We start from the raw sequence: 23,804 nt of genomic DNA, 5'->3' as shown, positions 1-23,804 counted from the left end.
GAAATGGTGTTTTTTTATTAAATAATGCAGTATATAAAATTAGAATTATAGAGGTGTTTCTTATGACTAATATCGTAAAAGTTAGAGGCAGCGTATTTATTCCAATGTCTTGGACAGAACCGAGGAAGGATATGGAAACAGGAAAAATAATTCAATTCGAAGGTGATTCACGCGAATTTACACCACATGCGGTAAATACTATGCGCTCTAGAGTGGAGCAAGAGGTAGTAGTGGATTTTTATAAAGAAGAAGTGTTTTCATATGCGAACACGGGTATTACGACAGAGAAGGTTACGAATCCAGATGGTTCTGTGAATAAAAGAACAGGAAAAGCGAGTACTGAAAATATTGTGTGCACTAATATCGTATGGAATCCTGATGGTGTGCAATTTAAAATGAGTGCGAGTGCAAGTAATCCATTAAATATATATGCACCTCCTGTAGATTATGTATTACATGTATGTGTGAACAAGGATGGTAGTATTGAGATTCAAGGGGAGCATGATGGATTCCCTTGTTTTGAATTTTATAAGCAAGTAGATTTCGGTTCATTTGAAAAAATATATACACATGATTTTAGAGAAACTGGTGATACAGCTGCAGCACTAGGTGGAGAAATGGATTATAGTTTTACAAGGAGTTTATAAGAAGTAAGATAATAATGCAGTGTAGTTGAGAAATGCAAAAGTCAATAAAATCAGTGACTTTTGCATTTTCACTATACGTTAGAAAGTTTCAAAAAAATAAAACGCTTTACAATATACCCTTTAGGGTATATGTTATTATACAAAGTTACAAAGTAATGTATAATATAGTTATAAATACGGAGGTGGTCTACAGTGGAATATAATCAAGATATGAAAAATAGATTGAAACGTATTGAAGGTCAAGTTCGTGGTGTACTTCGTATGATGGAAGAAGGAAAAGATTGCCGAGAGGTTATTACACAGTTAACGGCATCTCGTTCTGCACTTGATCGTACAATTGGACTTGTTGTTGGAACAAATTTAGAGCAATGTTTGCGTGAACAGTTTGAAAGTGGTAATGGTTCAAATGAAGAGTTAATTAAAGAAGCTGTTCAATTACTTGTAAAAAGCCGATAATCTGTCAAACGTAAGTGTTGACAGATTATCAAAAACATTTTAATATACCCCTACTGGTATATGTATATAAGTTATGGAGGAATCGACTATGAGTATAAAAGTGAATAGGAGTTTAGACTGTAAGGGATTGGCTTGTCCGATGCCGATTGTGAAGACGAAGAAGGCGATGGAAAGTCTCGCATCAGGGCAAGTGATTGAAGTTCAGGCAACAGATAAAGGGTCTACTGTAGATATACAAAGTTGGGCGAGTAAAGTAGGTCATCAATATATCGGGACGAAACACGAAGGAGATCTATTGATGCATTACGTTAGAAAAGCACACGAGCATGAAGTGAATGAAGTAGTGAAATATCCTCAAACAATTACAAATGCGGAATTGCAAAATATATTATTAAGCGGTGAAGAGTGTATTGTATTAGATGTTCGCGAAGCAGCGGAATTCGCCTTTGTTCATATTCCAGCGGCTATTTCAGTTCCAATAGGCGAACTAGATAGTGCAGTATTAGATCAGATGAAACAAATATATGTTATTTGCCGAACTGGTAACCGTAGTGATATAGCTTGCCAAATGTTGAAAGAGAAAGGGTATTTAAATGTGAAAAATGTCATTCCAGGTATGTTAGAGTGGCAAGGGGATGTGGAAAAGTAAAATTTTTTAAATGAAAATATACCTAAGGGGGTAATTAGATGAGTGTTAAACCGTTGCATACAAAAGATGTCGCAGAGAAAGTTTTATTTGGAGAGTTGTTTATTTTAGATGTTCGTAATGAGACGGATTATGAAGAGTGGAAAATTGAAGGGAAACAAATTTCTTCTATAAATAAACCATATTTTGATTTGTTAGATGGTGTAGATCATATTGCAAGTGAATTACCTAAAGATAAAGATGTTTTAGTAGTATGTGCAAAAGAAGGGTCTTCTATATTTGTGGCAGAGCAATTAACAGAGGCCGGATTAGAAAATATTTATTATTTAGCTGGCGGTATGAAAGCTTGGAGTGAATATGTGAAGCCGTTAAAAGTAGGAGATGTACAGGGCGGAGGAAGTATATATCAATTTAACCGCCTTGGAAAAGGCTGTTTATCTTATATGGTCGTTTCAAATGGTGAGGCAGCAGTTATTGATGCAGTCAGAACAATTGAAGCATACGAAGAGTTTGCGAAAGAGCATGGCGTTACGATTACGAATGTAATGGATACACATTTACATGCAGACCACATTTCTGGAGGACGTAAGTTAGCGGAAAAAGTAGATGGTACGTATTGGTTACCGCCAAAAGATGCGGAGGAAGTTGTTTTCTCATATAAGCCGCTCGTTGAAGGAGCTGTCATTACGATGGGGGGTACTAAAATTGAAATTGACGCATTATACTCACCGGGGCATACGATTGGGAGTACATCATTTATTGTAGATGATTTCTATTTATTATCAGGCGATATTTTATTTGTAGATTCAATTGGGCGTCCAGATCTTGCTGGAAAGGCTGAGGATTGGGTGAGTGATTTGCGAGAAACTTTATATGACCGATATAAAGTATTATCTCAACAATTAATCGTGTTACCAGCTCATTATTCAAAAATAAGTGAAATGGATGAGAATGGTGTTGTGAGCGCAAAGTTAAAAGATTTATTTGCGTATAATGCAGGACTAAATATTGAGGATGAGGGAGAGTTTCGTAACGTTGTAACGGAGAATTTACCACCTCAGCCGAATGCTTACGAAGAAATTCGTCAAACGAATATGGGTAAGATTCATCCGAGTGTGGATGAAGAACGTGAAATGGAAATTGGTCCAAATCGTTGTGCAGTTCATGAATAATAAAATAAATAAAAAATGGAGGAATAGATGATGAATGTAAAACAAGTATTAGATGCGAAAGGTTTAGCATGCCCAATGCCGATTGTAAGAACGAAGAAAGCGATGGATACTTTACAAACTGGAGAAGTGTTAGAAGTACATGTAACAGATAAAGGGTCAGTTAAGGATATTCCAGCGTGGGCAAATAAAGGTGGTCATGACATCGTAAAGCATGTAGAAGAAGCTGATGTGCTAAAGTTTTGGATTAAGAAGGCGTAGCATGTTTATAAATGTAGAGAGGTTGGTTATATGAATACAATATTAAGTACGCTCTTCATTGTACTTGCTGCAGTGTTTGTTATTTCACGTTTTTTACCGGTAAAAGATGTTCAAAATATAAGTGGAAAAGAATTAAAGAGTATAGCGGGGAAAAAGGAGAAACAATTTATCGATGTTCGCACAGTAGGTGAATATAGAGGAAATCATATGAAAGGATTTCAAAATATCCCGCTAAATGAGCTAGTGAGTAAGGCAAATCAGTTAGATAAAAATAAGGAAGTAATCGTTATTTGTCAGAGCGGGATGAGAAGTAAGCAAGCAGCAAAAGTATTAAAGAAATTAGGATTTCAGCACGTTATCAATGTTTCGAGTGGCATGAATGGTTTGTAAGGAGGCAATTTAAAATGAAAGAAATGACAGTAAAAGAATTAGAAGGAAAATTGTTACGTAAAGAGGCAGTAAATATCGTAGACGTACGTGAAGTAGAAGAAGTAGTCGAGGGGAAAATTCCAGAAGCAAGTAATATTCCACTAGGACTATTAGAATTTCGTATGCATGAGTTGGATAAACATAAAGAATATATTATCGTTTGTCGCTCTGGCGGAAGAAGTGCAAGAGCAGTTCAGTTTTTAGAGAGCTACGGTTTTCAAGCAATCAATATGGTAGGTGGTATGTTAGCGTGGGAAGGGAAAGTCGTATAGTACAGAGATAAATGATTTGAGTCTTTTTATAAATAATAAAATACCCCTATAGGTAATTGGAGGGAGCACAACATGGAGCAACAGAATAAAACAACAATTGTTTTATTTAGCGGAGATTATGATAAGGCGATGGCTGCTTATATTATTGCAAATGGTGCAGCGGCGTATGATCAAGAGGTGACTATTTTTCATACTTTTTGGGGATTAAATGCTTTAAGGAAAGATGAACATGTGAAAGTAAAGAAAACTTTCATAGAAAAAGTATTTGGAAAAATGATGCCACGTGGTGCAGATAAGATGGGCTTATCAAAAATGAATTTTGCCGGTATGGGACAAAAGATGATTAAAGGTATTATGAAAAAACATAATGCGATGCCTTTACCAGATTTAATGGATTTAGCGAAAGAACAGGGGATTAAACTTGTAGCTTGTCAAATGACGGTAGATTTATTAGGGTTAAAAGAGGAAGAGATTATGGAAGGGGTAGAGTTTGCAGGAGTAGGAGCTTATTTAGCAGATGCTTCGGATGGGAATGTAAACTTATTCATTTAAATCACCTTCTTTTTAGAAGGCGGGGGATATAAGGTGAGTTTAGTCGTATTACTTTTTATAATTGGGTTTATAGGATCGTTTATATCAGGAATGGTTGGAATTGGCGGTGCGATTATTAATTATCCAATGATCCTATACATTCCGGTATTGCTAGGATTTACTGGTTATACGTCACATGAAGTGAGTGGTATTACAGCGGTGCAAGTATTCTTTGCAACTTTTGCAGGTGCATGGGCTTATCGGAAAAGTAATGATATGGATAAAACGCTAGTTGTGTATATGGGAGCTAGTATTTTAATAGGAAGTTTCATAGGGAGTTTTGGTGCTAACGTGTTAGAGGAACATACGGTCAATGTTGTTTATGCAGCGTTAGCAACAATTGCTGCTATTATGATGTTCGTACCGAAGCGAAATAATGGTGATAAAGTGAAATATAATAAACGGTTAGCAAGTTTGCTAGCGTTTATTGTAGGCGGAGCATCAGGCATTATAGGTGCTGGCGGTTCTTTCTTATTAGTACCGATTATGTTAGTTATTTTAAAATTGCCGATACGTACAACAATAGCAACATCTATCGCTATTACGTTTATTTCCTCAGTAGGGATTACGACTGGAAAAGTGATAACTGGTCAAGTAGTTGTAATTCCAGCTCTTATTATTGCGGTTGCAAGTATCTTTGCTGCGCCGCTTGGAGCGCGAGTTGGGAAGAGGATCAATCAAAAAGCATTGCAATATATGTTATCGATTTTGATTGTAGGCACTGCTGTTAAGATGTGGATTGATATGATATCGAAATAAAAGGATGGTGCTGCTTGCAGCCCATCCTTTTATTTATGCCCAAATAACTTTCATTAAATTTTTATATTCGTCATTTGCTAATTTATATAGCATTCTCGTATGTTCAAAGACAAGTGCTGGATTAAAGTTTGGTTCTGAGAATGCAAGAGATGCTGAAATATCAATTGCATTTTGCTTGTTTAATGTAAATTTTGCAAATCGATAAGATGTGTTTAATTCATTGATAACATGCAAAATATCATTTGTTGATGTTGCATCAGGTACGTGAGCAACATTGAAGCAGTATATATCTACAGTAGGATGTTCGTTTTGGAAAGCAGCGATAAGTTGAATTTTTGCGCCAGCTTCTGTCTCTAATCCTACTGAAAAATGAACAGAACCATCATTTTCATCTATATTTTCTTCCATGAATATATCGTTTGATTTTAAGTAGTCTTTAAAATCTGAGATGTTGTGTTTTACTGCAGCTTTCATATGTATGAGCCCCCTGATAATTGGAATAGATTGCTACTATTTATTATAATTTAAAAATATTAAAAAAGATAGTTAGAAAGTTCTGATTTTTAATTATGGAGAAATAAAAAGAAGCAGTACTCTACCTCCATAGAGAACTGCTTCTTTTTTATTCATTGTCGTTAGACGATGTTTCTGTTTCTTCACTGCTATTTTTATTCTTATTTTTAGATTCGTTGTTACTTGATTCGCGTTCACTTGAATTTTCCGACTTAGATTCTTTTGTTTTCTTTGAATCAGAGTCTGTTTTTGTATATGCAGGTAATCCAAGGTGAGTACGAAGTTCGTTTGTAACAGTTGCTAATTCTTTTTTATCTGGATTGTAGTAATACGTTCGGCCGCCGCCAGCAGATTTGCTACATGTATCGTCACCTTTTTCCATATAGCAGTCTTCACCTTGAATTTGTAATTTCTCAATTTCCGAGTCCGATCCGTACTTGTAGAATGAAAGCATATCATCGAATGTTAAGTTAGTAACGAATTGTCCGTTAATATCATCAATGATGTTACCAACTTTTGTTACAGATCCAACGCTTGTTAGTTTCTTTAAAATAGCTTCAATAACGAGTTGTTGACGTTGTCCACGCATTGCATCACTATCGATGTGGCGCGTTCTAGCAAGGGCAAGAGCTTCTTCACTATTTAGCTTTTGAACACCTTTCTTCAGGTGAATCGCATCAGCAGTATCATTACTATCTTGTTCAGTAAATTCAACTGGTACATCGACTTCAATACCACCTAAATCGTCGACAATTTTCATAAATGACTTGAAGTTAAACTTTACAAAGTAATCAACGGGAACATTCATTAATTTTTCAACTGCATCAATACTTGCTTGTGGTCCACCATCTTTTCCGTTTTTAGTAGAACCGTATGCATGAGCGTGTGTAATTTTATCTTTTTTCTTTTCCACTGGAATATAAGTATATGTATCTCGTGGAATACTTAATAGTTTTACAGTTTTGCTATCTTTATTAAACGTTGCAAGTAGTAGTGCATCCGTTCTTATAGCTTCTCCATATTCTTTCCCGCGGACATCGCTTTCATCAACACCCATGATTAAGACGGAGACGTTATTTGTGATAGGTTTTACAGCTTTATCACGTAAATCAGATTTATCACCGCGCGCTAAATCGTGTGCGGCATTTCGAACAGCAGAAGATGCTTTATTTACTAAAAACCAAGTATAACCGCCACCTATTATTAAAAAGAATAGAATAACGCTTATAATAATTTTTGTTTTTTTCTTACTTTTTTTCGGTTTACTGCGTGTATTTTCTTGCAAAGATGGGTTTTGCTCCATTTCTTGTACTCCTTCATTTGAATTGAAATACGACACTCATATCCACTTATTATAATGAAATTTAGCGAAAAAAAACATTACAAATCATTTACATTTCGTAAAAATTCAATTTATTTATAAAAAGTCAGATTTCTATATTTTATTTTTCAGATGTAGAATAAGTATAAGTTGTTTTAGTGAAAATGAAAACATGTATTGTGAGAAAGTTATAGAGAAGTAAGATTTGTTGAAATATAGCCAAGAAGAAATGAGTAGGTTTACTTCTTTCTTCTATATAATAAAGAAGAAATTTACGGATAAAGGAGAGAGCATAATGAATCATACATCATTCCGAGCAATCGTTGTGAACGAAACAGAAAGTAAGCAGTTTGTAAGAAACGTTGTAGAGAGAGAAGTAAGTAGTTTACCTGAGGGAGACGTATTAATACAGGTTCATTATTCTTCATTAAATTATAAAGATGCTCTTTCAGCCACGGGTAATAAAGGTGTTACGAGAACATATCCTCATACGCCAGGGATTGATGCAGCAGGAGTGGTTGTGAGTAGTGCAGATGAAACCATTAAGGTAGGAGACCAAGTTATTGTAACGGGATATGATTTAGGTATGAATACTTCTGGTGGTTTCGGAGAGTATATTCGCGTGCCAGCATCTTGGATCATCCCTTTACCAGAGGGAATGTCATTAAAGGAAAGTATGATGTACGGGACAGCAGGTTTTACAGCTGCTTTATCAGTATATAAGCTTATTGGAGCAGGCATAACGCCTAGTATGGGAGATGTTTTAGTAACGGGTGCAACAGGCGGCGTAGGGAGTGTAGCTGTTAGTATTTTAAGTAAGCTAGGATTTAACGTAGTAGGAGCGACAGGGAAAATGGAAGAGGAAGAGATGCTACTACGTCTAGGAGCGAAACAAGTGATTCATCGTACGGAGTTGAATGATGAATCAGGAAGACCAATGTTAAAAGGGATATACGCTGGAGTTATCGATACTGTAGGTGGACATATGCTAGAAACCGCTTTAAAAACGGTAAAGTATGGTGGTTGTGTAACGACATGCGGTAATGTGGCAGGGCAGGAATTACAAACAACGGTATATCCGTTTATTTTGCGAGGCATAAGTCTTTTAGGAATAGATTCTGTGCAATGCCCAGTGGATGTGAGAAGAGATGTGTGGACGCTCTTAGCAAGTGAATGGGAAAATAATGAGTTACTATCTTATACAGAAGAATGTACATTGGAAGAGTTAGATGAAAAGTTTACACTTATATTGCAAGGAAAGTTAAAAGGAAGAACGGTTGTAAATATGAAATGAAAAAAGAGACGCTTAAGTTAGCGTCTCTTTTTTATTATAATGATTGTTTTAAATTGATTTTACCTTGTTCACCTAAAACACCATCAGCGATATTTACAGCGTGATCACCGATACGCTCTAAGTTACTTACCATATCAACGAAGATGATACTTGCATCACCTGAACAGCTACGTTCGTTTAGGCGTAATACGTGACGTTTACGAAGAACACGTTCCATTTGGTCGATTTTGCGTTCTTTTGCAATAACTGTTTGAGCTAATTCAGTATCGAAGTTTGTTAAAGCTTCGACTGCGTCTTGTAATGTTGAAATCGTTAATTCAAGCATTTCATTTAGTTCAGCTAGTGCTTCGTCTGATAGTGAAACGCGGTTTGAAATTTGGAAATCTACAAGTTCTACTAGGTTTTCTACATGATCACCAACACGTTCAATATCTCCAACCACACCAGCTAAAACGGAGTGTTTTTCAGAGTCTGAAGGTGAAAGCGGCTTTTCTGATAGTAAAACTAAATACTCGGTAATTTTTTTATCTAAATTGTTAATAGCTCCTTCTAATTGAGTAGCCATGTTTTCGTGCTTTTTGTCTTGTGTATTTAAATATTGATTCGCTTCTTTTAAGCCGTGTAATGAAAATTCAGCCATACGCACAACCTCTTTTTGAGCTTCAGTTAAAGCGATAGCTGGAGATTGCTCAATAAAGATTGGATTTAAATGTTGTGGTTTGAAGTTAATAGATGAATCTTCACCACGAATGATTTTTGTTACGATCCATGCTAATACTGCAATAAATGGGAACTGAATGATTGTATTTGTTACGTTAAATGTTCCATGTGCAAATGCAATTGTCATTTCTGGATTTAAGTTTAATGAAGTTTGGAAATATTGGATTAAACTTGTAAATGGTACCAATAAAATTGTAAAGATAATGGTACCGATAATATTAAAGATAACGTGAACTAATGCTGCACGTCTTGCGGCAATTGAAGTACCGATTGCTGCTAATACTGCTGTAATTGTTGTACCGATGTTATCACCGAACAATACAGGAAGAGAAGCTTGTAAATCAATAGCACCTTGACCGAATAGTTCTTGTAAAATACCGATTGTTGCGCTTGAGCTTTGTACAATTAAAGTGAACACTGTACCGACAATAATTCCTAAAATTGGATTGTCACTCATGCTAACCATTAACTCTTGGAATGACTCTAAAGAGCGAAGAGGTTTCATACCTGCGCTCATTAATTCTAAACCGAAGAATAACATACCAAAACCGAATACAACTTGACCTACAGAATGTACTTTTTTATTTTTAAAGAAGAATAGTAAAATCGCTCCAACTGCCATAACTGGGAGCGCATATTCTCCGATTTTAATTCCGATAATAAATGCAGTAACTGTCGTTCCGATGTTCGCACCCATAATAACACCGATTGCTTGTCTTAATGTCATAAATCCGGCACTTACAAGTCCGACTGTTAAAGCGGTTGTTCCTGAACTTGATTGGATTAATACAGTAACTAACATACCTGCTAGTACACCCATAAGTGGGTTTGTTGTAAAGCGATCTAAAATATCGCGAAGACGATCACCAGCTGCTTGTTGCAGTCCATCGCCCATGTATTTAATCCCGAATAAGAAAATACCTAATCCACCAATGAACTGGAAGATCATATCTTGAACATTATATTCCACGCATTCCACTCCTTAAATTTCATGTACGATGTAATTATTAACTGAACCTTGAGGCACTGTAAACGGTTTGTTAGTAAAATTTACACTAACTTTACAAAGAGATAAAAAGTTTACAATTACTTAAAGAAACAGCTGTATTTTATTGGTTTTCATCTTATATAAATCTTAATTTTGTAAAGAAATCACAATTTTTAGAATAGTATTTTTCAGTTAAATATCAAGGAAAGCGTCTGCGAGTTCATCGTATATTTTTTGATGAAAGGTAAAAAAATATGTAGGAAAATGCATGTAGTTTTATAACAGCAAAAATACGATAAAAAAAGCTACTGAAATTATCCAGCAGCTTTTTCTCTGTTTTTATCTCCATGCTTTTGCTTTCTTATACTTGTGATGTAAATGAACAGGAATGCAATAAGTAATAGAGAGGAATAGCGATATACAGTTGCGTAGTTTGTAAAATGTGCAATGAATCCAAATATAATTGCGCCAGCGCCAATGCCGAGGTCAAATGCTGAGAAGAATGTAGCTGTTGCGACTCCTCGTCGGTGTGGTGCTACTCGGTCGATCATCCATGCTTGTAGTGCAGGTTGAATCGCTCCAAAACCACTTCCGTAGCATGCTGCTGCAATAATTAAACTCGGAATTGTAGTTGTATACGACAATAAAATAATACCTGTAAACGTAATGATAACCCCTGGAATAATAACGAATGCATGACCTTTCGCATCGTATAACTTTCCAGAAAACGGACGAGTGACAGCGATTGCAAGTGCATTAAATAAGAAGAAGAGGCTTATATCAGCAATTCCGACTTCCGTAGCAAATAATGTAATAAAGCTTCCGATTCCGCCGTACATTAATGTAATACATAATATTAATAATGAAGGAAGTAAAGCTTTGCGCTCAATAAATCCATCGAGAAAAGTACCAGATGTTTGCTGTGGTGGTTGCGGCGATTTTTTGATTTGAAGTAGTTTCGTTAATATTAATGAAACAATTGTACATGAAAGTGCACATAAAAAAAGAATCGTGAAGTTATATGTTTGCATGAGCCAAAGTCCGATAAGTGGACCGAGCGCCATTGCAATCGTTCCAGAAAGACCGAAATATCCCATGCCTTCGCCGCGACGAGCTTGCGGAATTAAATCTGAAACGACAGTTCCATATGTAGTCGTTGTAATACCAAAGCCAGCTCCGTGTAAAATTCGCACGGCAAGCAATAGGAAGACGGTTGAAGCGAAAAGATAACTACCCATAGCGAGTAAACAAATAGCAGTACCGATCATTAAAATGATTTTTTTGTTGAATTTTTGCAAGGCGTTTCCAGTTAGTGGTCGAACAAAAAGTGCCGCCACGGTAAACATGCCTACAACAAATCCGATATTAGAACTTGTGCCGCCAATTTCTTTCACATAAACAGGTAAAGTAGGAATTAACATTTGAAACCCTAAAAACATACATAAGTTTGCAAAAATTAAAGCGACAAACTCTTTCGTCCATAACGATTCTCGTTTTACGAGTATTGCTTCTCCCATATATTCATCCCCTATATAAAATTTTCCCGCTATTAACGGGCAGTAAAACTCCCACCTCAAAATCCGGCTGGAGCAAAGAAGTTAGGTGGGAGATCAACTGCCCGTAAATGCCCGATTGGTTCAACTAATAATCAGTGGGGGATGAACACCCCCCTCACTGATTAAAGTTTCACTTTATCTCTTTTCTTTCGAGTATATGTATTGGTCAATGTAATAGTCAAGGAAGGTGCCTTGAAAACGTATAACAATTTTCGAGGTGGAAAAACTGACAAATTTGTGTAAAAACTACACAACTATGAAAAAAAGTTGTAAAGTATAGATGTATAGACTTGTAGTTGTTATGAATGATAGAAATTGGTTTTTCTTTAAAGAAAGCGGATTCAAAAAGTAGTGAATGAGAAGGGGAAATATACTTTTTCACTACATATATTTGAAAAGGTTTACAAAACAATGAAGAAAGAGGCGTGTACATATGAGACGATTAGGTATTTCTATTTATCCAGAACATTCAACGGTAGAGAAAGATAAGGAATATTTAACATTAGCAAGTAAATACGGATTTACTCGTGTATTCACATGCTTATTGTCTGTAGATGGAGAAAAAGAGAAAATTATAGAAGAGTTTAAAGAGACAGTCTCTCATGCAAATGCATTAGGGTTCCAAGTATTAGTTGATATTAGTCCGTCTGTCTTTACACAATTAGGTATTTCATATAATGATTTATCGTTCTTCCATGAGTTAGGAGCGTACGGCATTCGTTTAGATGTCGGTTTCTCTGGTTTAGAAGAATCGATTATGACTTACAATCCATACGGCTTAAAAATTGAAATTAATATGAGTAACGGTACGAAATATGTAGATAACATTATGAGCCATAGACCAAACCGTGAAAATTTAATTGGTTGCCATAATTTTTATCCGCATCGTTATTCAGGATTATCATACGATCATTTCATTAAATGCTCGAAACAATTTAAAGATTACGGTATGAGAACGGCTGCGTTTATTTCATCCTTTGATGCAACGTACGGACCTTGGCCAGTAACAGAAGGCTTATGTACGTTAGAGCAGCATCGTGAATTACCGATGACAACACAAGCGAAGCATTTATTTGCGACAGAATTAATTGATGATGTTATTATTGCGAACGCGTATGCATCAGAAGAAGAATTACAAGCACTAGGTGCATTAAATAAAGAGAAACAAACATTTGATATAGGATTATATGATACAACAACAGAACTAGAAAAAATTATCGTATTAGACGAGCCTCATTTTTACCGCGGGGATGTATCTGAATATATGATTCGTTCGACACAAAGTCGTGTGAAATATAAGAAAGAAGAGTTCAAACCGCATAATACACGCGAAATTAAACGCGGTGATCTTTTAATTGATAATGAACAGTATGGTCAATATAAAGGTGAATTACAAATTGCTTTAAAAGATATGGTGAATACAGGAAAAACAAATGTAGTTGGCCGAATTGTGGAAGAAGAAATTTTCTTATTAGATTATTTACAAGCATGGGATAAATTCGGATTTACATTAAAGAAATAGATAAAATGAAAAAGGAAAAAACTACTGACCTCAGCAGCTTTTTCCTTTTTATATATAAATTGTGAGAGGAAGAGCTATGACAAAAGTGCATCAGCGATTAATTTCTATTTTAGAGGAGTTTTTAGAAGAGAAATCGATGTTAAATCGAGCTTTTTTAGCGAGCCGTTTACATGTATCAACGAAGACGATTCAAAAAGATATAAAATTATTAAATGATATATTGGAAGAAAACGGAGCGAAAATTGAATCGCAAAGAGGGACTGGATACGAACTAGAAATTATACAAACGAAGAAGTTTGAAGAGTTTTGCGTGGGTCTATTTCAAAAACAGACTGAAAAGATCCCGACTTCTTATGAAGAAAGGATAGCGTACATCCTGCAACGTATTGTAACGACAGAGGGATATGTGAAGCTTTCACAGTTAGCAGAGGAGATTTATGTGAGTAAATCGACTGTAAATTTAATTATGAAAGATGTTACAGATATATGTGGTCGTTATCAATTACAAATCGAAAAGAGACCGTATTATGGTATACGTATTGTGGGAGAGGAGTTTCATATTCGTTCTTGTTTATCACAATATGGTTTACCGCGTTATGACCATACTCCGTTTCATGAGCAATTTGAGCAGAGGGATACATATTTATCGTTACCTCATATTCCACTTATCCGTTCGGTTATATTAAAGTATATCGAGGGAGGAACGATATATTTATCAGATATTGAAATTGATAATTTAGTCATTCATATTGCAATTGCAATAAGGCGTTGTGAAGATCAACATTATATGAAAGGACTGAATACGAAGCAATCAGAACTCATAATAAAGAAAGAATATACAATTGCGAAAGAGATTGTAGGGGATTTAGAGAAAGAGTTGCATCTTTCATTTCCAGAAGAAGAAGTTTTATATGTGACGATGCATTTATTGAGTACTGCTGTTACAGCGAGAGATCGTTATGAAAATGTGGAAGAACTATTAGGGAAAGATCTATATGCATTTATGCAACATATTCTTTTTAAAGTAGCGGAAGAACGGAATCTTATTTTTTATTATGATGAAGAATTATTATTTGGATTTGGTGTTCATTTAAAAACGTTATTAAACCGTTTGAAGTATAAGTTAAATACGAGAAATCCTCTTTTGGCAGAAGTGAAAAAGAATTATCCGTATGCTTTTGAAATTGCGGTTCTCGTTGGAGATATAATTGGTGATTATACGGGAGAATCGATTCCGGAAAGTGAAATTGGTTATATTGCGATTCACTTCGGGGGAGCGATGAGTCGTTTACAGGAACAGAATCAAAAGAAAAGATGTTTACTAGTTTGTGCGACTGGTCAAGGAAGCGCCCAGCTATTGAAATATAAAATTCTATCACAGTTCCGAGATAAATTAGAGATTGTAGGGATTACAGGTTATTATCAATTGAAAGTGGAAGACCTTTATAAAGAGAAAATAGATTGTATTATTAGTACGATTCATATACCGAGTGGTTTGCCTGTGCCTGTTATAAAAGTGAACTCAATATTTGATGATAAAGAGATTAAGTCAATCGGTCAGCAGTTGTTTACGCATGTGAATACTAGTGTGCAGCAGTATATAAAGGAAGATTTGATCTTTTTAAATCATAGCGCTTCTACGAAGGAAGAGGTTATCCAATTTTTATGTGAGAAAGCTGCTGAGAAAAACTATGTACCAGAAAAATTTTATGATTCTGTTAAGGAAAGAGAGAATACATCTCCTACAGCCGTTGGGAATTTAGTTGCAATTCCACATCCGATGCAGTTATTAAGTGAGAAAACATTTTTGATGTTTTGTACACTTAATAAAGCGGTTGACTGGGGAGATAAGAAAGTACAAGTTATTATTTTATTTAGTGTAAAGCGCAATAATAATGAAGATTTACAAAAGCTTTATGATTTTTTATATGATATTATGTCTAGTCAGCATACGATAGAGAAATTAACTCAGGCTGGAATGATTGAAGAATTTCAAGAGATTTTACTATCGTTTTGAAAAAGTATATAAAAACTTCCGTTACACAACGGAAGTTTTTTATGTTTAATTGTATGCGTTTTCATAATAAGATAACAATATAGAAAAAAGATAGCTTGGGGGAATTTAAAATGACTGATATGCAAACTCCATTTGCGTTAATTTTACATGGTGGCAATGCGAGAAGCGCGGCGCTTGAAGCAATTGCTTTTGCAAGACAAGGAGATTTTGAGAATGCGAGTGAAAAGATGACACTTGCTAGTGAAGAGATTTCAGCAGCTCATCGCATTCAAACAGACTTAATTCAAGAAGAAGCAAGAGGAAATCATGCAGAAATCAGTTTACTGTTAGTACATGCACAAGATCATTTAATGAATGCAATTACAGTGAAAGAACTTGCTGAAGAATTTATTACTCTTCATAAACGAGTAGAAGAGAAAGTGACAGTATAAGATGTACATTTTATTATGTTGTGCAGCAGGCATGTCAACGAGTATGGTTGTAAGAAAAATGCAAGAAGAGGCAAAGAAACAAGGGAAGGATTATAAAATTAAAGCAGTTGATTCAGAACTTGTGAAACTGGAAATAAAAAATGCTGATGTTGTTTTAATCGGGCCACAGGTGAAGTATTTGTTTCCAGCGGTACAGTTTCTTGCGAAATCATACGATATACCGGTTGCAATAATAGAACAACGAGATTATGGCATGTGTGACGGTTTAAAAGTACTGAAACAAGCAGAACAATTAGTTATAGCATAATTATATTTTTTTAAATATAAACATTATAATGTTATAACTTTTTGTCCTTGCGTAGTAAAGAGAAAGAGGAGGGGTATTGATGAATGGTTTTATGAGTTTTATGGAACTAAAGATTATGCCAACAACGCAAAAGATTGCAGGACAACGACATTTATTAGCAATTCGAAACGGAGTTATTTCTACATTGCCGTTAACGATTGTCGGATCATTTTTCGTTATCTTTTTAAATTTACCAATTGATGCATATATGGAATGGATTGCACCATTTCGCCATATTTTAGATATTCCATTCCGGTTTACAGTAGGTTTAATGGCGTTATACGCAGCATTTGGGGTAGGAGCTTCACTCGCAAACTTTTATCAGCTCAATCAGTTAAGTGCAGGGTTGTTATCTGTACTCGCCTTTTTACTAGCATCAGTTGAACCAATTCAAATTACGAAAGCTGTACCAGGTGTTATTGATGCAGGAAGATACATTTCAGTAGGAACATTAAGTGCAACGTCTTTATTCGGCGCAATTGTTACAGCTTTAATTGCAGTAGAAATTTATCATTTTATGATTAAGCATAATATCTCGATTAAATTACCAGATAGTGTACCACCAGCAGTTGCAAACTCGTTTGCAGCATTAATTCCAACTTTAGTCGTTATTCTTTTATTCTGGGGTATTCGTTACGGTTTAAAATTCGATGTGAATACAACAATCACATATTTAATCGCACCACTAAAATCAGTATTAGTAGGAAATAATTTATTCGGCGGTTTATTAACAGTATTCTTAATCGTGTTCTTCTGGTCATTCGGTATACATGGCCCAGCGATTTTAGGACCAATCATTCGTCCGATGTGGGATTCAGCAATTCTTGAAAATATGGAAGTATTCACAGCTACAGGAAATGCACATCAATTACCAAACTTATTTACAGAGCAATTTATTCAATGGTTCGTATGGATCGGTGGATCAGGCTCAACATTAGCTTTAGTTATTATGTTTATGTTCTCTAAATCTAAATTCCTAAAAGAGTTAGGTAGATTATCATTCGTGCCAGGTTTATTCAATATTAACGAACCGATTATTTTCGGGGCACCAATTGTAATGAACCCAATTTTAATTATTCCATTCGTTATAACACCGTTAGTGACAACGACAGTATCATATTTCGCAGTTGTTTCAGGCATGATTCCGCTCATGATGGCGAAGTTGCCATTTACGATGTTAGCACCAATTGCAGCGATTATTAGTACAGACTGGACAATTATGGCTGGTGTACTTGTACTTATTAACTTTGTTATCTCATTCGTTATTTACTACCCATTCTTCAAAATGTATGAGAAACAACAATTAGCAGGAGAGGAGAAAACAGAATGCTCGGAGCCATTATCATCTTAATTACATTCGTAGCGGGGCAGTGTATTGCACATTATTCAAAATGGGTACAAAGTAAATCTTTATTAGTGTTACTACTCGTATCAATTGTATTTATCGGTAGTTCAATGGGTGCCTATGTAATGTTAGGGTTACAATCACCGTACGTAATCATTGTACCAACGATTTTATGTGCAACATGTTTATCTGCAAAATATAGATTTACGAGCATGGCATTAATACAACGTGTGAAGGAGATGCAAAAGCATGGAGCGTAAATTAGGGATTTCACTTTATCCAGAGCATTCAACGAAAGAAAAAGATATGGTATACATTTCGGCAGCGGCACGCCACGGTTTTTCAAGAATATTCACATGTCTATTATCTGTGAATCGTCCGAAAGAAGAAATTGTAGCTGAATTTAAAGAAATTATTAATCATGCAAAAGATAACAATATGGAAGTTATTTTAGATGTAGCTCCGGCAGTATTTGATCAACTTGGTATTAGCTATAGCGACCTATCATTCTTTGCAGAGTTAGGTGCAGATGGTATTCGTTTAGATTTAGGTTTTGACGGATTAACAGAAGCAAAAATGACGAATAATCCGTACGGCTTAAAAATTGAGCTAAACGTAAGTAACGATATTGCATACTTAGAAAATATTCTTTCGCATCAGGCGAATAAACCAGCTTTAATTGGTTGTCATAATTTCTATCCGCAAAAATTTACTGGTCTTCCGTATGATTATTTCATTCGCTGTAGTGAACGCTTTAAAAAACACAGTATTCGTACGGCAGCCTTTATTACGTCACATGCAGCCGACATCGGTCCATGGGATATTAATGACGGATTATGTACGTTAGAACAACATCGAAATTTACCGATTGAAGTACAAGCGAAACATTTATGGGCAACAGGGCTTATTGATGATGTTATTATCGGAAATGCTTATGCGAGTGAAGAAGAGTTAGAGAAACTAGGAAACTTAAATCGTTACATGTTACAGCTAAAGGTACACTTTGTAGAAGAAGCGACTGAAGTAGAGAAGAAAGCGACACTGCAAGAATTACACGTAAGACGCGGCGACATAACAGAATATATGGTACGTTCTACAGAAGTACGTAAAAAGTACAAAAACTATGACTTCCCAGTGCGCGAAAGTGTACGACAGGAAAGAGGGCAAGTTGTAATTGGGAACAACTCATTTGGTAAGTATAAAGGTGAACTGCAAATCATTCTAAAAGAAATGCCGATAGATGAACGGAAAAATATTGTCGGTACAATTGCGGAAGAAGAGTTATTCTTACTAGATTATGTAGGAGCTTGGACGCAGTTTACTTGTGTGGAATAGGGGAGGAGAGGATGCTATGGCATCCTCTTTGTTCTGTTGAAATAGTAATCTATCGTATATAGAATGCAAAGAGATAGATTTAATTTGGACGGGAGAGAAGGAGATTGTCATCGCTCTTCGTTTTTTACATAAGTTTGTTAATCATGAAGAAGTTTTAAAGGCGTTTGATAAAGTATATAACAAACGAGGGAACTTATTTATGTCAGAGCGAAAGTGGATTCGGGATCATATTAGTTACTTTCAAGAGAAAGTTAGAATGTGAGAATCAAAAAAAGAGTCAGCCTCAATGAGACTGACTCTTTTTATACGAACTAGTTTAATACTTTAACTGTAACTGTTTTACGTCCCCAGTTACTTGATGTACCTTTATCAGGCATTAAAACGTCGATTTTATTTCCTTTAATAGCTCCACCAGTATCACCAGCGATTGCTACTCCGTAACCTTCAACCCATACTTTTGAACCTAATGGAATTACACTTGGGTCAACTGCAATAAGTTTCATGTTTGGATTAGCTGTTAAGTTATGACCTAAAGCTGATTTTACTTGGTCGCCTGCTTTATAACCATTTTCAAGTGGGTCTGCTGTGTAAGCTGTTGCTACAACACGTAGTTCACGAGAAGATGATGGTGCACTTGTTTCAGTTTCTTTTGCAACAGGTTGTTGTGTAGCTGGTTTTTGAGCTTTAGCCGTTTCACGAGCTTTAGCTGCCTCTTGAGCTTTAGCCGCTTCACGAGCTTCAGCTGCTTCTTGAGCTTTAGCCGCTTCACGAGCTTCAGCTGCTTCTTGAGCTTTAGCTGCTTCACGAGCTTTAGCTGCCTCTTGAGCTTTAGCCGCTGCTTGAGCTTCAGCTGCTGCCTCGGCTTTAGCCGCTTCACGAGCTTTAGCTGCTTCCCCGGCCTTAGCTTCTGCTTGAGCTTCAGCTGCTGCCTGAGCTTTAGCTTCTGCTTGAGCTTCAGCTGCTTCACGAGCTTTAGTTGCCTCTTGAGCCTTAGCTTCTGCTTGAGCTTCAGCTGCTTCACGAGCTTTAGTTGCCTCTTGAGCCTTAGCTTTTGCTTGCGTTTCAGCTACTTCACGAGCTTTAGTTGCTTCCACAGCTTTAGCTGTATCTTGAACTTTAGTTGTTTTTTCCACTTTAACTGCTGGTTGAACTTTAACTGGAGCTTTACCTGTTAAGTAAGGAACATGAACATAAGCTGTTTTTCCGTTATATTCAAATTGAATCCAGTCATTTTGCACTTGGTGTGTTGTTTCGATTACGTCATCCTGTTTCAACTTACCAATAATTTCTGAGTCTGTGTTTGCACCAGCACGTACGTTTAATACGTTTGCTGTTACGTAGTAAGTGTCTTTTGTATAGTCAGCGCTAATGAAAGCTTCTTTACCGCTATTCAATTTCACTTTTGACCATCCGTTTTCTGTATGTAAAACGTTAACTTTATATCCATCTAATAACTTTCCGACAACTTGTGATTCAGTAGTTGGGTTTTCTCGTACGTTTAGTACGTCAGTTGTTACAATCGTTTCTGCTTTAGCAGATGTTGTGAAAATCCCAAGACCAAAAACCGCTGCTGTTGCTATACCCATAAATTTTTTCATAATAGCCTCCATTGCATTTGTTTTCGTTGACCTCATTATAGCAACCATTATTTTCTTATTTGCGGAAAACACAAAACTACAAAGCATTCGTAACGGGTCATTAATATTCTGTAATAATTCCAGTAATATCCTAAAAGCGCTTTCTTATAGGTGTTAGGGGAGGTTATAGCATGTGATACATAAAAATGAGAGTATTTCAATTTCTAATAGGTTAATAATGTTTCTGTAGTGTTACATAAACTTTTCATACGTGTTACAAAAGTGGTGTATTTCACTATTGTAACGTAGAGATAGTTATGTAATAATAACTATTTTGGTTGTGTAAATATATATATGAGGTGAAAATCAATGAAATATCGCCATAATTGTTACAAAATAAGTCGAGGTATGGAAAAAATTACGCCTTGATTTTAGGTCATCACATATTATTTTTGCAATAATAGGATTCTATAATAGCTTTAGTACGCTAAAATAATTAAAGGTGTTGATAACGTGAAACATATATAATAGAAGAAACACGATTTAATAGATAAATAAAAAACGTAGGAGTTTACACTCCTACGTTTTTTATTTACTCATATCGTAAACATTCAATTGGATCAAGTTTTGCAGCTTTGTTCGCTGGTAGTAAACCGAATGCAATACCGATTAGCATTGAGATACCTACTGAAAGAAGTCCAAGTTCTTTTGAGATAACGAGTGGCCATCCGGCAAAGATTGAGACGATCCAAGCGAAGAATATACCGAGCATGAATCCGATGAAACCACCGAGTCCTGTTAAAATACAAGATTCAATTAAGAATTGTGTTAATACTTTACCGCGCGTTGCACCAAGTGCTTTACGAATACCGATCTCACGTGTACGTTCTGTTACAGATACAAGCATAATGTTCATTACACCGATACCACCAACAAGTAAAGAAATAGCAGCGATACCACCGAATACCATTTTCATCATACCGATGGACTCGTCTAATTGCTTCGTAAATTCACCTAAATCTTGTGCTTCGAATTTATGCTCAAATTTAGGAGCTTTCATTTCGTTTAAAACAGAAGCAGCTTGTTTTTCTACACTTTTACGTTCTGCTGGCGAAGTTAATATTAATCTTACAGAGTCATACTCAGTTACTCCTGAGATTACAGGAGCGTTTTCAAGTGATGTATAACCTTCTGACATAGCCATTCCGAAATCATTTTTTGCTTCATACACACCGACTACTTTATATGGCTTTCCTTTTATATCAGTATATAAATTTGATTCCCAACCATTAAACAATTTGTTGAAAGCTTCTTCATTTAAAATAACAGCAGGAATTGCTTGCTTTAATTCACTATCATTTAATTCACGACCGTGAACTAATTTTATTTTCGCATCTGTCATGAAGGCGCCTGTTCCACCTTTTAAATCAAGAGAGACATCTTTTGAACCAGAAGATGCTTTTACTTTCATACTTACATCTGGATACACATCTTTAACACCAGGAACAGTTTGAAGACGTTTTAACATATCAGCTGTAATTTTGGCACTATCAGTTCCGTAATCAGGGTTGTTGTAGTAAATCGTTACTTCAGTATCTTTTCCTTGGCCTAACTCTTTTTTAAACTTTGCGTTTGTACCATCACCCATTGAGATGATAGTAATAATGGCACTAATACCGATAATAATACCTAACATCGTTAATATAGAACGCATTTTATGGGCAAAGATAGAGGAAAGGGCCATGCGTATATTTTCACTCGTGTTCAAAATTAACCTCTCCAATCTTGGACGATATTTCCGTCACGAATTACAATTTGACGTGCTGCAGCTTCCCCGATTTCACGATCATGGGTAATCATAATGATTGTTGAGCCTTGTTTGTTTAATTCGTAAAAGAGGTCCATAATTTGTGTACTCGTTTTCGTATCAAGTGCACCTGTCGGTTCATCGGCTAAAATGAACTTTGGATTATTTACGATTGCACGTGCGACTGCGACACGCTGTTTTTGTCCACCTGATAATTCGTTCGGTAGGTGAGTAGCACGATCAGCTAAACCTACTTTTGTTAAAGCGGCTAATGAGCGCTCACGTCTTTCTTTTTTATCAACTCCAGCGTAAATAAGAGGTAATTCTACATTTTGAAGTGCTGTAAGTCTCGGTAATAACATGAAGTTTTGGAATACGAACCCAATCTCTTTATTACGAACGCGTGCAAGTTCTGTCTCAGACATGTTTGAAATATTTTGACCAGCTAGTTCATACGCACCTGTCGTTGGTTTATCTAAGCAACCAATAATGTTCATTAATGTTGATTTACCAGAACCAGATGGTCCCATAATAGAAGTGAATTCTCCCTGGTTCAGTGTTACGTCAATGCCGTGTAATATTTGAACGGATTCTGCACCATTTTGGAAAGATTTCGTGATGCCTTTTAAGTTAATCATTCAACGACAACCTCCATACCATCTTTTAAGTCTTTTTCAGGTTTAGAGATAATTTGCTCTCCTTTTTTCACTCCAGAAACTTTTGCTTCGCTATCAGTCTCGAATTCAACAGTAACTGCTTGTTCTTTCGCTTTACCGTCTTTTACAACGAAGACAACATTTTTGTCACCTTTTTTCACGATACTGCTTTTCGGAACAATCGTACCAGTTGCTTCGCCAGATTTACTTGTTACGTAAACGTGGAAGCCGTTTTGTAATTCTTCACTATTATCTAATGTGACAGTGAATTGATAGTTAGAAACTGTTTTGTTTTCATCCATGCTCTTTAATGGTGTAGAACCGATTTCTGTTACTTTTCCTGTCCAAGTCTTACCAGCGACAGTTTTTGATGAAACAGTTACTTCTTGCCCAACTTTCATACTAGCAAGCTCATATTCAGAAAGTTGACCTTTTACTTTAAATGGACCAGCATGACGAAGTGTAATGCCGCTCATACCTGTTTTTTCATCAGCAGTTTTTACGATATCATCAATTACGCCATCAGTAGGGCTCGTTACAGAAAGTGTGTTTACTTTTTCTTTTGCTGCTTTAATCATTTCATCAGATTTTTCCACTTCAAACTTTTTCATTTCAATTTGTGATTCTAATTGTTGTACTTCGATTTCTGATGCTTTTAACGCTTCAGCAGGAAGGCCTGCATTTTTCTCTTTTTGTAATTTTTGTTTCGCTGCATCAATTTGTTTTTGGAACAATGTTACTTCTTTTTGTGCAATTTTCTTTTGCATTTCTGCTTCTGTTACACCTTGTTTCGCAGTAGGGTCATTATATTTAAAAAGGAGCTGGCCTTTTTTTACTTCATCACCTTTTTTTACAGCTAATTCATACGTACCTTTTGTTGGATCAAATGAAATTGTTTCGATGCCGTTTGGAATGACTTCACCGCCAAATTTTTGCGCGTTTTCAATTTGTTTTTCTGTTACTTTATATCCGCTATATGCCATTGCTACTTCTGAACTACCGCCAGCAAATGCAAAATATGATCCAGCTGCAATACCGATTGCTACTACACTAGTAATTAACACTTTATTTTTCTTCTTCATCTATTTATCACCTTTTCGTTCGTTTTAGTATCTACATTCAGTATAAAAGAGGTGAAGAATCTGA

At 35.8% G+C, this 23,804-nt stretch carries 25 protein-coding genes and 1 pseudogene; 18 read left to right on the top strand and 8 right to left on the bottom strand.

All coding sequences use genetic code 11. The features are described 5' to 3' along the window. The first annotated feature begins 62 nt into the window (after positions 1–62). The 9 genes from MNO09_RS26965 to MNO09_RS26925 all read left to right on the top strand — a co-directional run bounded on the left by MNO09_RS26965 (position 63) and on the right by MNO09_RS26925 (position 5,230). The gene (locus MNO09_RS26965; protein WP_088107441.1) at positions 63–647 is read left to right on the top strand and encodes a DUF3238 domain-containing protein; all 585 of its coding nucleotides are present in this window, start codon (positions 63–65) and stop codon (positions 645–647) included. A 192-nt stretch (positions 648–839) separates the two neighbouring features. Then, positions 840–1,103: a metal-sensitive transcriptional regulator gene (locus MNO09_RS26960; RefSeq protein ID WP_000456206.1), complete on the top strand. Its 264-nt coding sequence runs from the start codon at positions 840–842 to the stop codon at positions 1,101–1,103. Between the two features lie 73 nt (positions 1,104–1,176). After that, positions 1,177–1,752: a sulfurtransferase TusA family protein gene (locus MNO09_RS26955; RefSeq protein ID WP_098656112.1), complete on the top strand. Its 576-nt coding sequence runs from the start codon at positions 1,177–1,179 to the stop codon at positions 1,750–1,752. Positions 1,753–1,790: 38 nt separating this feature from the next. After that, the gene (locus tag MNO09_RS26950; RefSeq protein ID WP_000114049.1) at positions 1,791–2,921 is read left to right on the top strand and encodes an MBL fold metallo-hydrolase; all 1,131 of its coding nucleotides are present in this window, start codon (positions 1,791–1,793) and stop codon (positions 2,919–2,921) included. 27 nt (positions 2,922–2,948) lie between these two features. After that, entirely contained in the window at positions 2,949–3,179 is a 231-nt protein-coding gene (locus MNO09_RS26945) for a sulfurtransferase TusA family protein (RefSeq protein WP_002070570.1), read from the top strand. Between the two features lie 30 nt (positions 3,180–3,209). Further along, positions 3,210–3,569, top strand: a complete 360-nt coding sequence (locus MNO09_RS26940; RefSeq protein WP_001092314.1) for a rhodanese-like domain-containing protein — start codon at positions 3,210–3,212, stop codon at positions 3,567–3,569. A gap of 14 nt (positions 3,570–3,583) precedes the next feature. Next, positions 3,584–3,880 (top strand): rhodanese-like domain-containing protein, encoded by a 297-nt coding sequence (locus MNO09_RS26935; RefSeq protein WP_000661820.1) that lies wholly within the window; start codon positions 3,584–3,586, stop codon positions 3,878–3,880. Between the two features lie 72 nt (positions 3,881–3,952). Beyond that, positions 3,953–4,432, top strand: coding sequence for a DsrE/DsrF/DrsH-like family protein (locus MNO09_RS26930; RefSeq protein WP_000437754.1), 480 nt, complete (start codon positions 3,953–3,955; stop codon positions 4,430–4,432). 33 nt (positions 4,433–4,465) lie between these two features. Continuing rightward, positions 4,466–5,230, top strand: coding sequence for a sulfite exporter TauE/SafE family protein (locus tag MNO09_RS26925; protein ID WP_000060741.1), 765 nt, complete (start codon positions 4,466–4,468; stop codon positions 5,228–5,230). A 33-nt stretch (positions 5,231–5,263) separates the two neighbouring features. Here MNO09_RS26925 and MNO09_RS26920 read toward each other — a convergent pair whose 3' ends face one another. Together MNO09_RS26920 and MNO09_RS26915 are read right to left on the bottom strand one after the other, a co-directional pair. Beyond that, on the bottom strand, positions 5,264–5,704 hold the full coding sequence (locus tag MNO09_RS26920; RefSeq protein ID WP_000642356.1) for a hypothetical protein: 441 nt from the start codon (positions 5,702–5,704) through the stop codon (positions 5,264–5,266). A gap of 148 nt (positions 5,705–5,852) precedes the next feature. Beyond that, on the bottom strand, positions 5,853–7,046 hold the full coding sequence (locus tag MNO09_RS26915) for an LCP family protein (protein ID WP_000437422.1): 1,194 nt from the start codon (positions 7,044–7,046) through the stop codon (positions 5,853–5,855). 313 nt (positions 7,047–7,359) lie between these two features. On the opposite strand from MNO09_RS26915, the gene MNO09_RS26910 reads away from it, so the two are divergent. Continuing rightward, positions 7,360–8,358, top strand: coding sequence for a YhdH/YhfP family quinone oxidoreductase (locus MNO09_RS26910; protein ID WP_001016995.1), 999 nt, complete (start codon positions 7,360–7,362; stop codon positions 8,356–8,358). A 34-nt stretch (positions 8,359–8,392) separates the two neighbouring features. On the opposite strand, the gene MNO09_RS26905 is transcribed toward MNO09_RS26910, so the two are convergent. Then, positions 8,393–10,048, bottom strand: a complete 1,656-nt coding sequence (locus MNO09_RS26905) for a Na/Pi cotransporter family protein (RefSeq protein ID WP_000456277.1) — start codon at positions 10,046–10,048, stop codon at positions 8,393–8,395. A 332-nt stretch (positions 10,049–10,380) separates the two neighbouring features. Further along, positions 10,381–11,583, bottom strand: a complete 1,203-nt coding sequence (locus MNO09_RS26900) for an MFS transporter (RefSeq protein ID WP_048562484.1) — start codon at positions 11,581–11,583, stop codon at positions 10,381–10,383. A 472-nt stretch (positions 11,584–12,055) separates the two neighbouring features. Here MNO09_RS26900 and MNO09_RS26895 point away from each other — a divergent pair, with 472 nt between their 5' ends. From MNO09_RS26895 to MNO09_RS26860, 8 genes and pseudogenes are all read left to right on the top strand, one after another. After that, positions 12,056–13,144, top strand: a complete 1,089-nt coding sequence (locus MNO09_RS26895) for a DUF871 domain-containing protein (protein WP_088107439.1) — start codon at positions 12,056–12,058, stop codon at positions 13,142–13,144. 76 nt (positions 13,145–13,220) lie between these two features. Beyond that, positions 13,221–15,161 carry a BglG family transcription antiterminator gene (locus MNO09_RS26890; protein WP_088107438.1) on the top strand — a complete coding sequence of 647 codons (1,941 nt, stop codon included), beginning with the start codon at positions 13,221–13,223 and terminating at the stop codon, positions 15,159–15,161. A gap of 110 nt (positions 15,162–15,271) precedes the next feature. Beyond that, positions 15,272–15,592, top strand: coding sequence for a PTS lactose/cellobiose transporter subunit IIA (locus tag MNO09_RS26885; protein WP_000131328.1), 321 nt, complete (start codon positions 15,272–15,274; stop codon positions 15,590–15,592). A gap of 1 nt (position 15,593) precedes the next feature. Continuing rightward, positions 15,594–15,899 carry a PTS sugar transporter subunit IIB gene (locus MNO09_RS26880; RefSeq protein ID WP_088107437.1) on the top strand — a complete coding sequence of 102 codons (306 nt, stop codon included), beginning with the start codon at positions 15,594–15,596 and terminating at the stop codon, positions 15,897–15,899. A 79-nt stretch (positions 15,900–15,978) separates the two neighbouring features. Then, on the top strand, positions 15,979–17,289 hold the full coding sequence (locus MNO09_RS26875; RefSeq protein WP_088107436.1) for a PTS sugar transporter subunit IIC: 1,311 nt from the start codon (positions 15,979–15,981) through the stop codon (positions 17,287–17,289). Beyond that, positions 17,265–17,543 (top strand): hypothetical protein, encoded by a 279-nt coding sequence (locus MNO09_RS26870; protein ID WP_000900036.1) that lies wholly within the window; start codon positions 17,265–17,267, stop codon positions 17,541–17,543. Before MNO09_RS26875 ends, MNO09_RS26870 begins: the two co-directional genes overlap by 25 nt. Beyond that, entirely contained in the window at positions 17,533–18,618 is a 1,086-nt protein-coding gene (locus MNO09_RS26865) for a DUF871 domain-containing protein (RefSeq protein ID WP_000440074.1), read from the top strand. Before MNO09_RS26870 ends, MNO09_RS26865 begins: the two co-directional genes overlap by 11 nt. An 88-nt stretch (positions 18,619–18,706) precedes the next feature. Continuing rightward, a pseudogene (locus tag MNO09_RS26860) lies at positions 18,707–18,880 on the top strand (HEAT repeat domain-containing protein); the annotation flags it as partial. 49 nt (positions 18,881–18,929) lie between these two features. On the opposite strand, the gene entC reads toward MNO09_RS26860, so the two are convergent. The 4 genes from entC to MNO09_RS26840 form a co-directional block, all read right to left on the bottom strand. Beyond that, entirely contained in the window at positions 18,930–20,339 is a 1,410-nt protein-coding gene (gene entC, locus MNO09_RS26855) for a cell wall-binding protein EntC (RefSeq protein WP_098656116.1), read from the bottom strand. Between the two features lie 448 nt (positions 20,340–20,787). Continuing rightward, complete coding sequence (locus MNO09_RS26850) at positions 20,788–21,939, bottom strand: ABC transporter permease (RefSeq protein WP_406655986.1); 1,152 nt, start codon at positions 21,937–21,939, stop codon at positions 20,788–20,790. A 26-nt stretch (positions 21,940–21,965) separates the two neighbouring features. Continuing rightward, the gene (locus tag MNO09_RS26845; RefSeq protein ID WP_000609098.1) at positions 21,966–22,640 is read right to left on the bottom strand and encodes an ABC transporter ATP-binding protein; all 675 of its coding nucleotides are present in this window, start codon (positions 22,638–22,640) and stop codon (positions 21,966–21,968) included. Next, positions 22,637–23,740 (bottom strand): efflux RND transporter periplasmic adaptor subunit, encoded by a 1,104-nt coding sequence (locus tag MNO09_RS26840; protein ID WP_070168425.1) that lies wholly within the window; start codon positions 23,738–23,740, stop codon positions 22,637–22,639. The genes MNO09_RS26845 and MNO09_RS26840 overlap by 4 nt, the downstream gene beginning before the upstream one ends. Positions 23,741–23,804: the final 64 nt, after the last annotated feature.

It is taken from the genome of Bacillus sp. N5-665, from assembly GCF_022637375.2.
GTDB lineage: Bacteria > Bacillota > Bacilli > Bacillales > Bacillaceae_G > Bacillus_A > Bacillus_A wiedmannii.
The sequence above is the reverse complement of the archived record's forward strand: the minus strand, read 5'-3'. Positions and strand labels throughout refer to the sequence as shown.

Excerpts from the sequence above, each read along its gene's own strand:
- MNO09_RS26965 (WP_088107441.1), top strand. The coding sequence starts at position 63 with ATGACTAATATCGTAAAAGTTAGAGGCAGCGTATTTATTCCAATGTCT.
- MNO09_RS26955 (WP_098656112.1), top strand. The coding sequence starts at position 1,177 with ATGGAGGAATCGACTATGAGTATAAAAGTGAATAGGAGTTTAGACTGT.
- MNO09_RS26950 (WP_000114049.1), top strand. The coding sequence starts at position 1,791 with ATGAGTGTTAAACCGTTGCATACAAAAGATGTCGCAGAGAAAGTTTTA.
- MNO09_RS26945 (WP_002070570.1), top strand. The coding sequence starts at position 2,949 with ATGATGAATGTAAAACAAGTATTAGATGCGAAAGGTTTAGCATGCCCA.
- MNO09_RS26940 (WP_001092314.1), top strand. The coding sequence starts at position 3,210 with ATGAATACAATATTAAGTACGCTCTTCATTGTACTTGCTGCAGTGTTT.
- MNO09_RS26935 (WP_000661820.1), top strand. The coding sequence starts at position 3,584 with ATGAAAGAAATGACAGTAAAAGAATTAGAAGGAAAATTGTTACGTAAA.
- MNO09_RS26930 (WP_000437754.1), top strand. The coding sequence starts at position 3,953 with ATGGAGCAACAGAATAAAACAACAATTGTTTTATTTAGCGGAGATTAT.
- MNO09_RS26920 (WP_000642356.1), bottom strand. The coding sequence starts at position 5,704 with ATGAAAGCTGCAGTAAAACACAACATCTCAGATTTTAAAGACTACTTA.
- MNO09_RS26915 (WP_000437422.1), bottom strand. The coding sequence starts at position 7,046 with ATGGAGCAAAACCCATCTTTGCAAGAAAATACACGCAGTAAACCGAAA.
- MNO09_RS26910 (WP_001016995.1), top strand. The coding sequence starts at position 7,360 with ATGAATCATACATCATTCCGAGCAATCGTTGTGAACGAAACAGAAAGT.
- MNO09_RS26900 (WP_048562484.1), bottom strand. The coding sequence starts at position 11,583 with ATGGGAGAAGCAATACTCGTAAAACGAGAATCGTTATGGACGAAAGAG.
- MNO09_RS26895 (WP_088107439.1), top strand. The coding sequence starts at position 12,056 with ATGAGACGATTAGGTATTTCTATTTATCCAGAACATTCAACGGTAGAG.
- MNO09_RS26890 (WP_088107438.1), top strand. The coding sequence starts at position 13,221 with ATGACAAAAGTGCATCAGCGATTAATTTCTATTTTAGAGGAGTTTTTA.
- MNO09_RS26885 (WP_000131328.1), top strand. The coding sequence starts at position 15,272 with ATGACTGATATGCAAACTCCATTTGCGTTAATTTTACATGGTGGCAAT.
- MNO09_RS26880 (WP_088107437.1), top strand. The coding sequence starts at position 15,594 with ATGTACATTTTATTATGTTGTGCAGCAGGCATGTCAACGAGTATGGTT.
- MNO09_RS26875 (WP_088107436.1), top strand. The coding sequence starts at position 15,979 with ATGAATGGTTTTATGAGTTTTATGGAACTAAAGATTATGCCAACAACG.
- MNO09_RS26870 (WP_000900036.1), top strand. The coding sequence starts at position 17,265 with ATGCTCGGAGCCATTATCATCTTAATTACATTCGTAGCGGGGCAGTGT.
- MNO09_RS26865 (WP_000440074.1), top strand. The coding sequence starts at position 17,533 with ATGGAGCGTAAATTAGGGATTTCACTTTATCCAGAGCATTCAACGAAA.
- MNO09_RS26850 (WP_406655986.1), bottom strand. The coding sequence starts at position 21,939 with ATGGCCCTTTCCTCTATCTTTGCCCATAAAATGCGTTCTATATTAACG.
- MNO09_RS26845 (WP_000609098.1), bottom strand. The coding sequence starts at position 22,640 with ATGATTAACTTAAAAGGCATCACGAAATCTTTCCAAAATGGTGCAGAA.
- MNO09_RS26840 (WP_070168425.1), bottom strand. The coding sequence starts at position 23,740 with ATGAAGAAGAAAAATAAAGTGTTAATTACTAGTGTAGTAGCAATCGGT.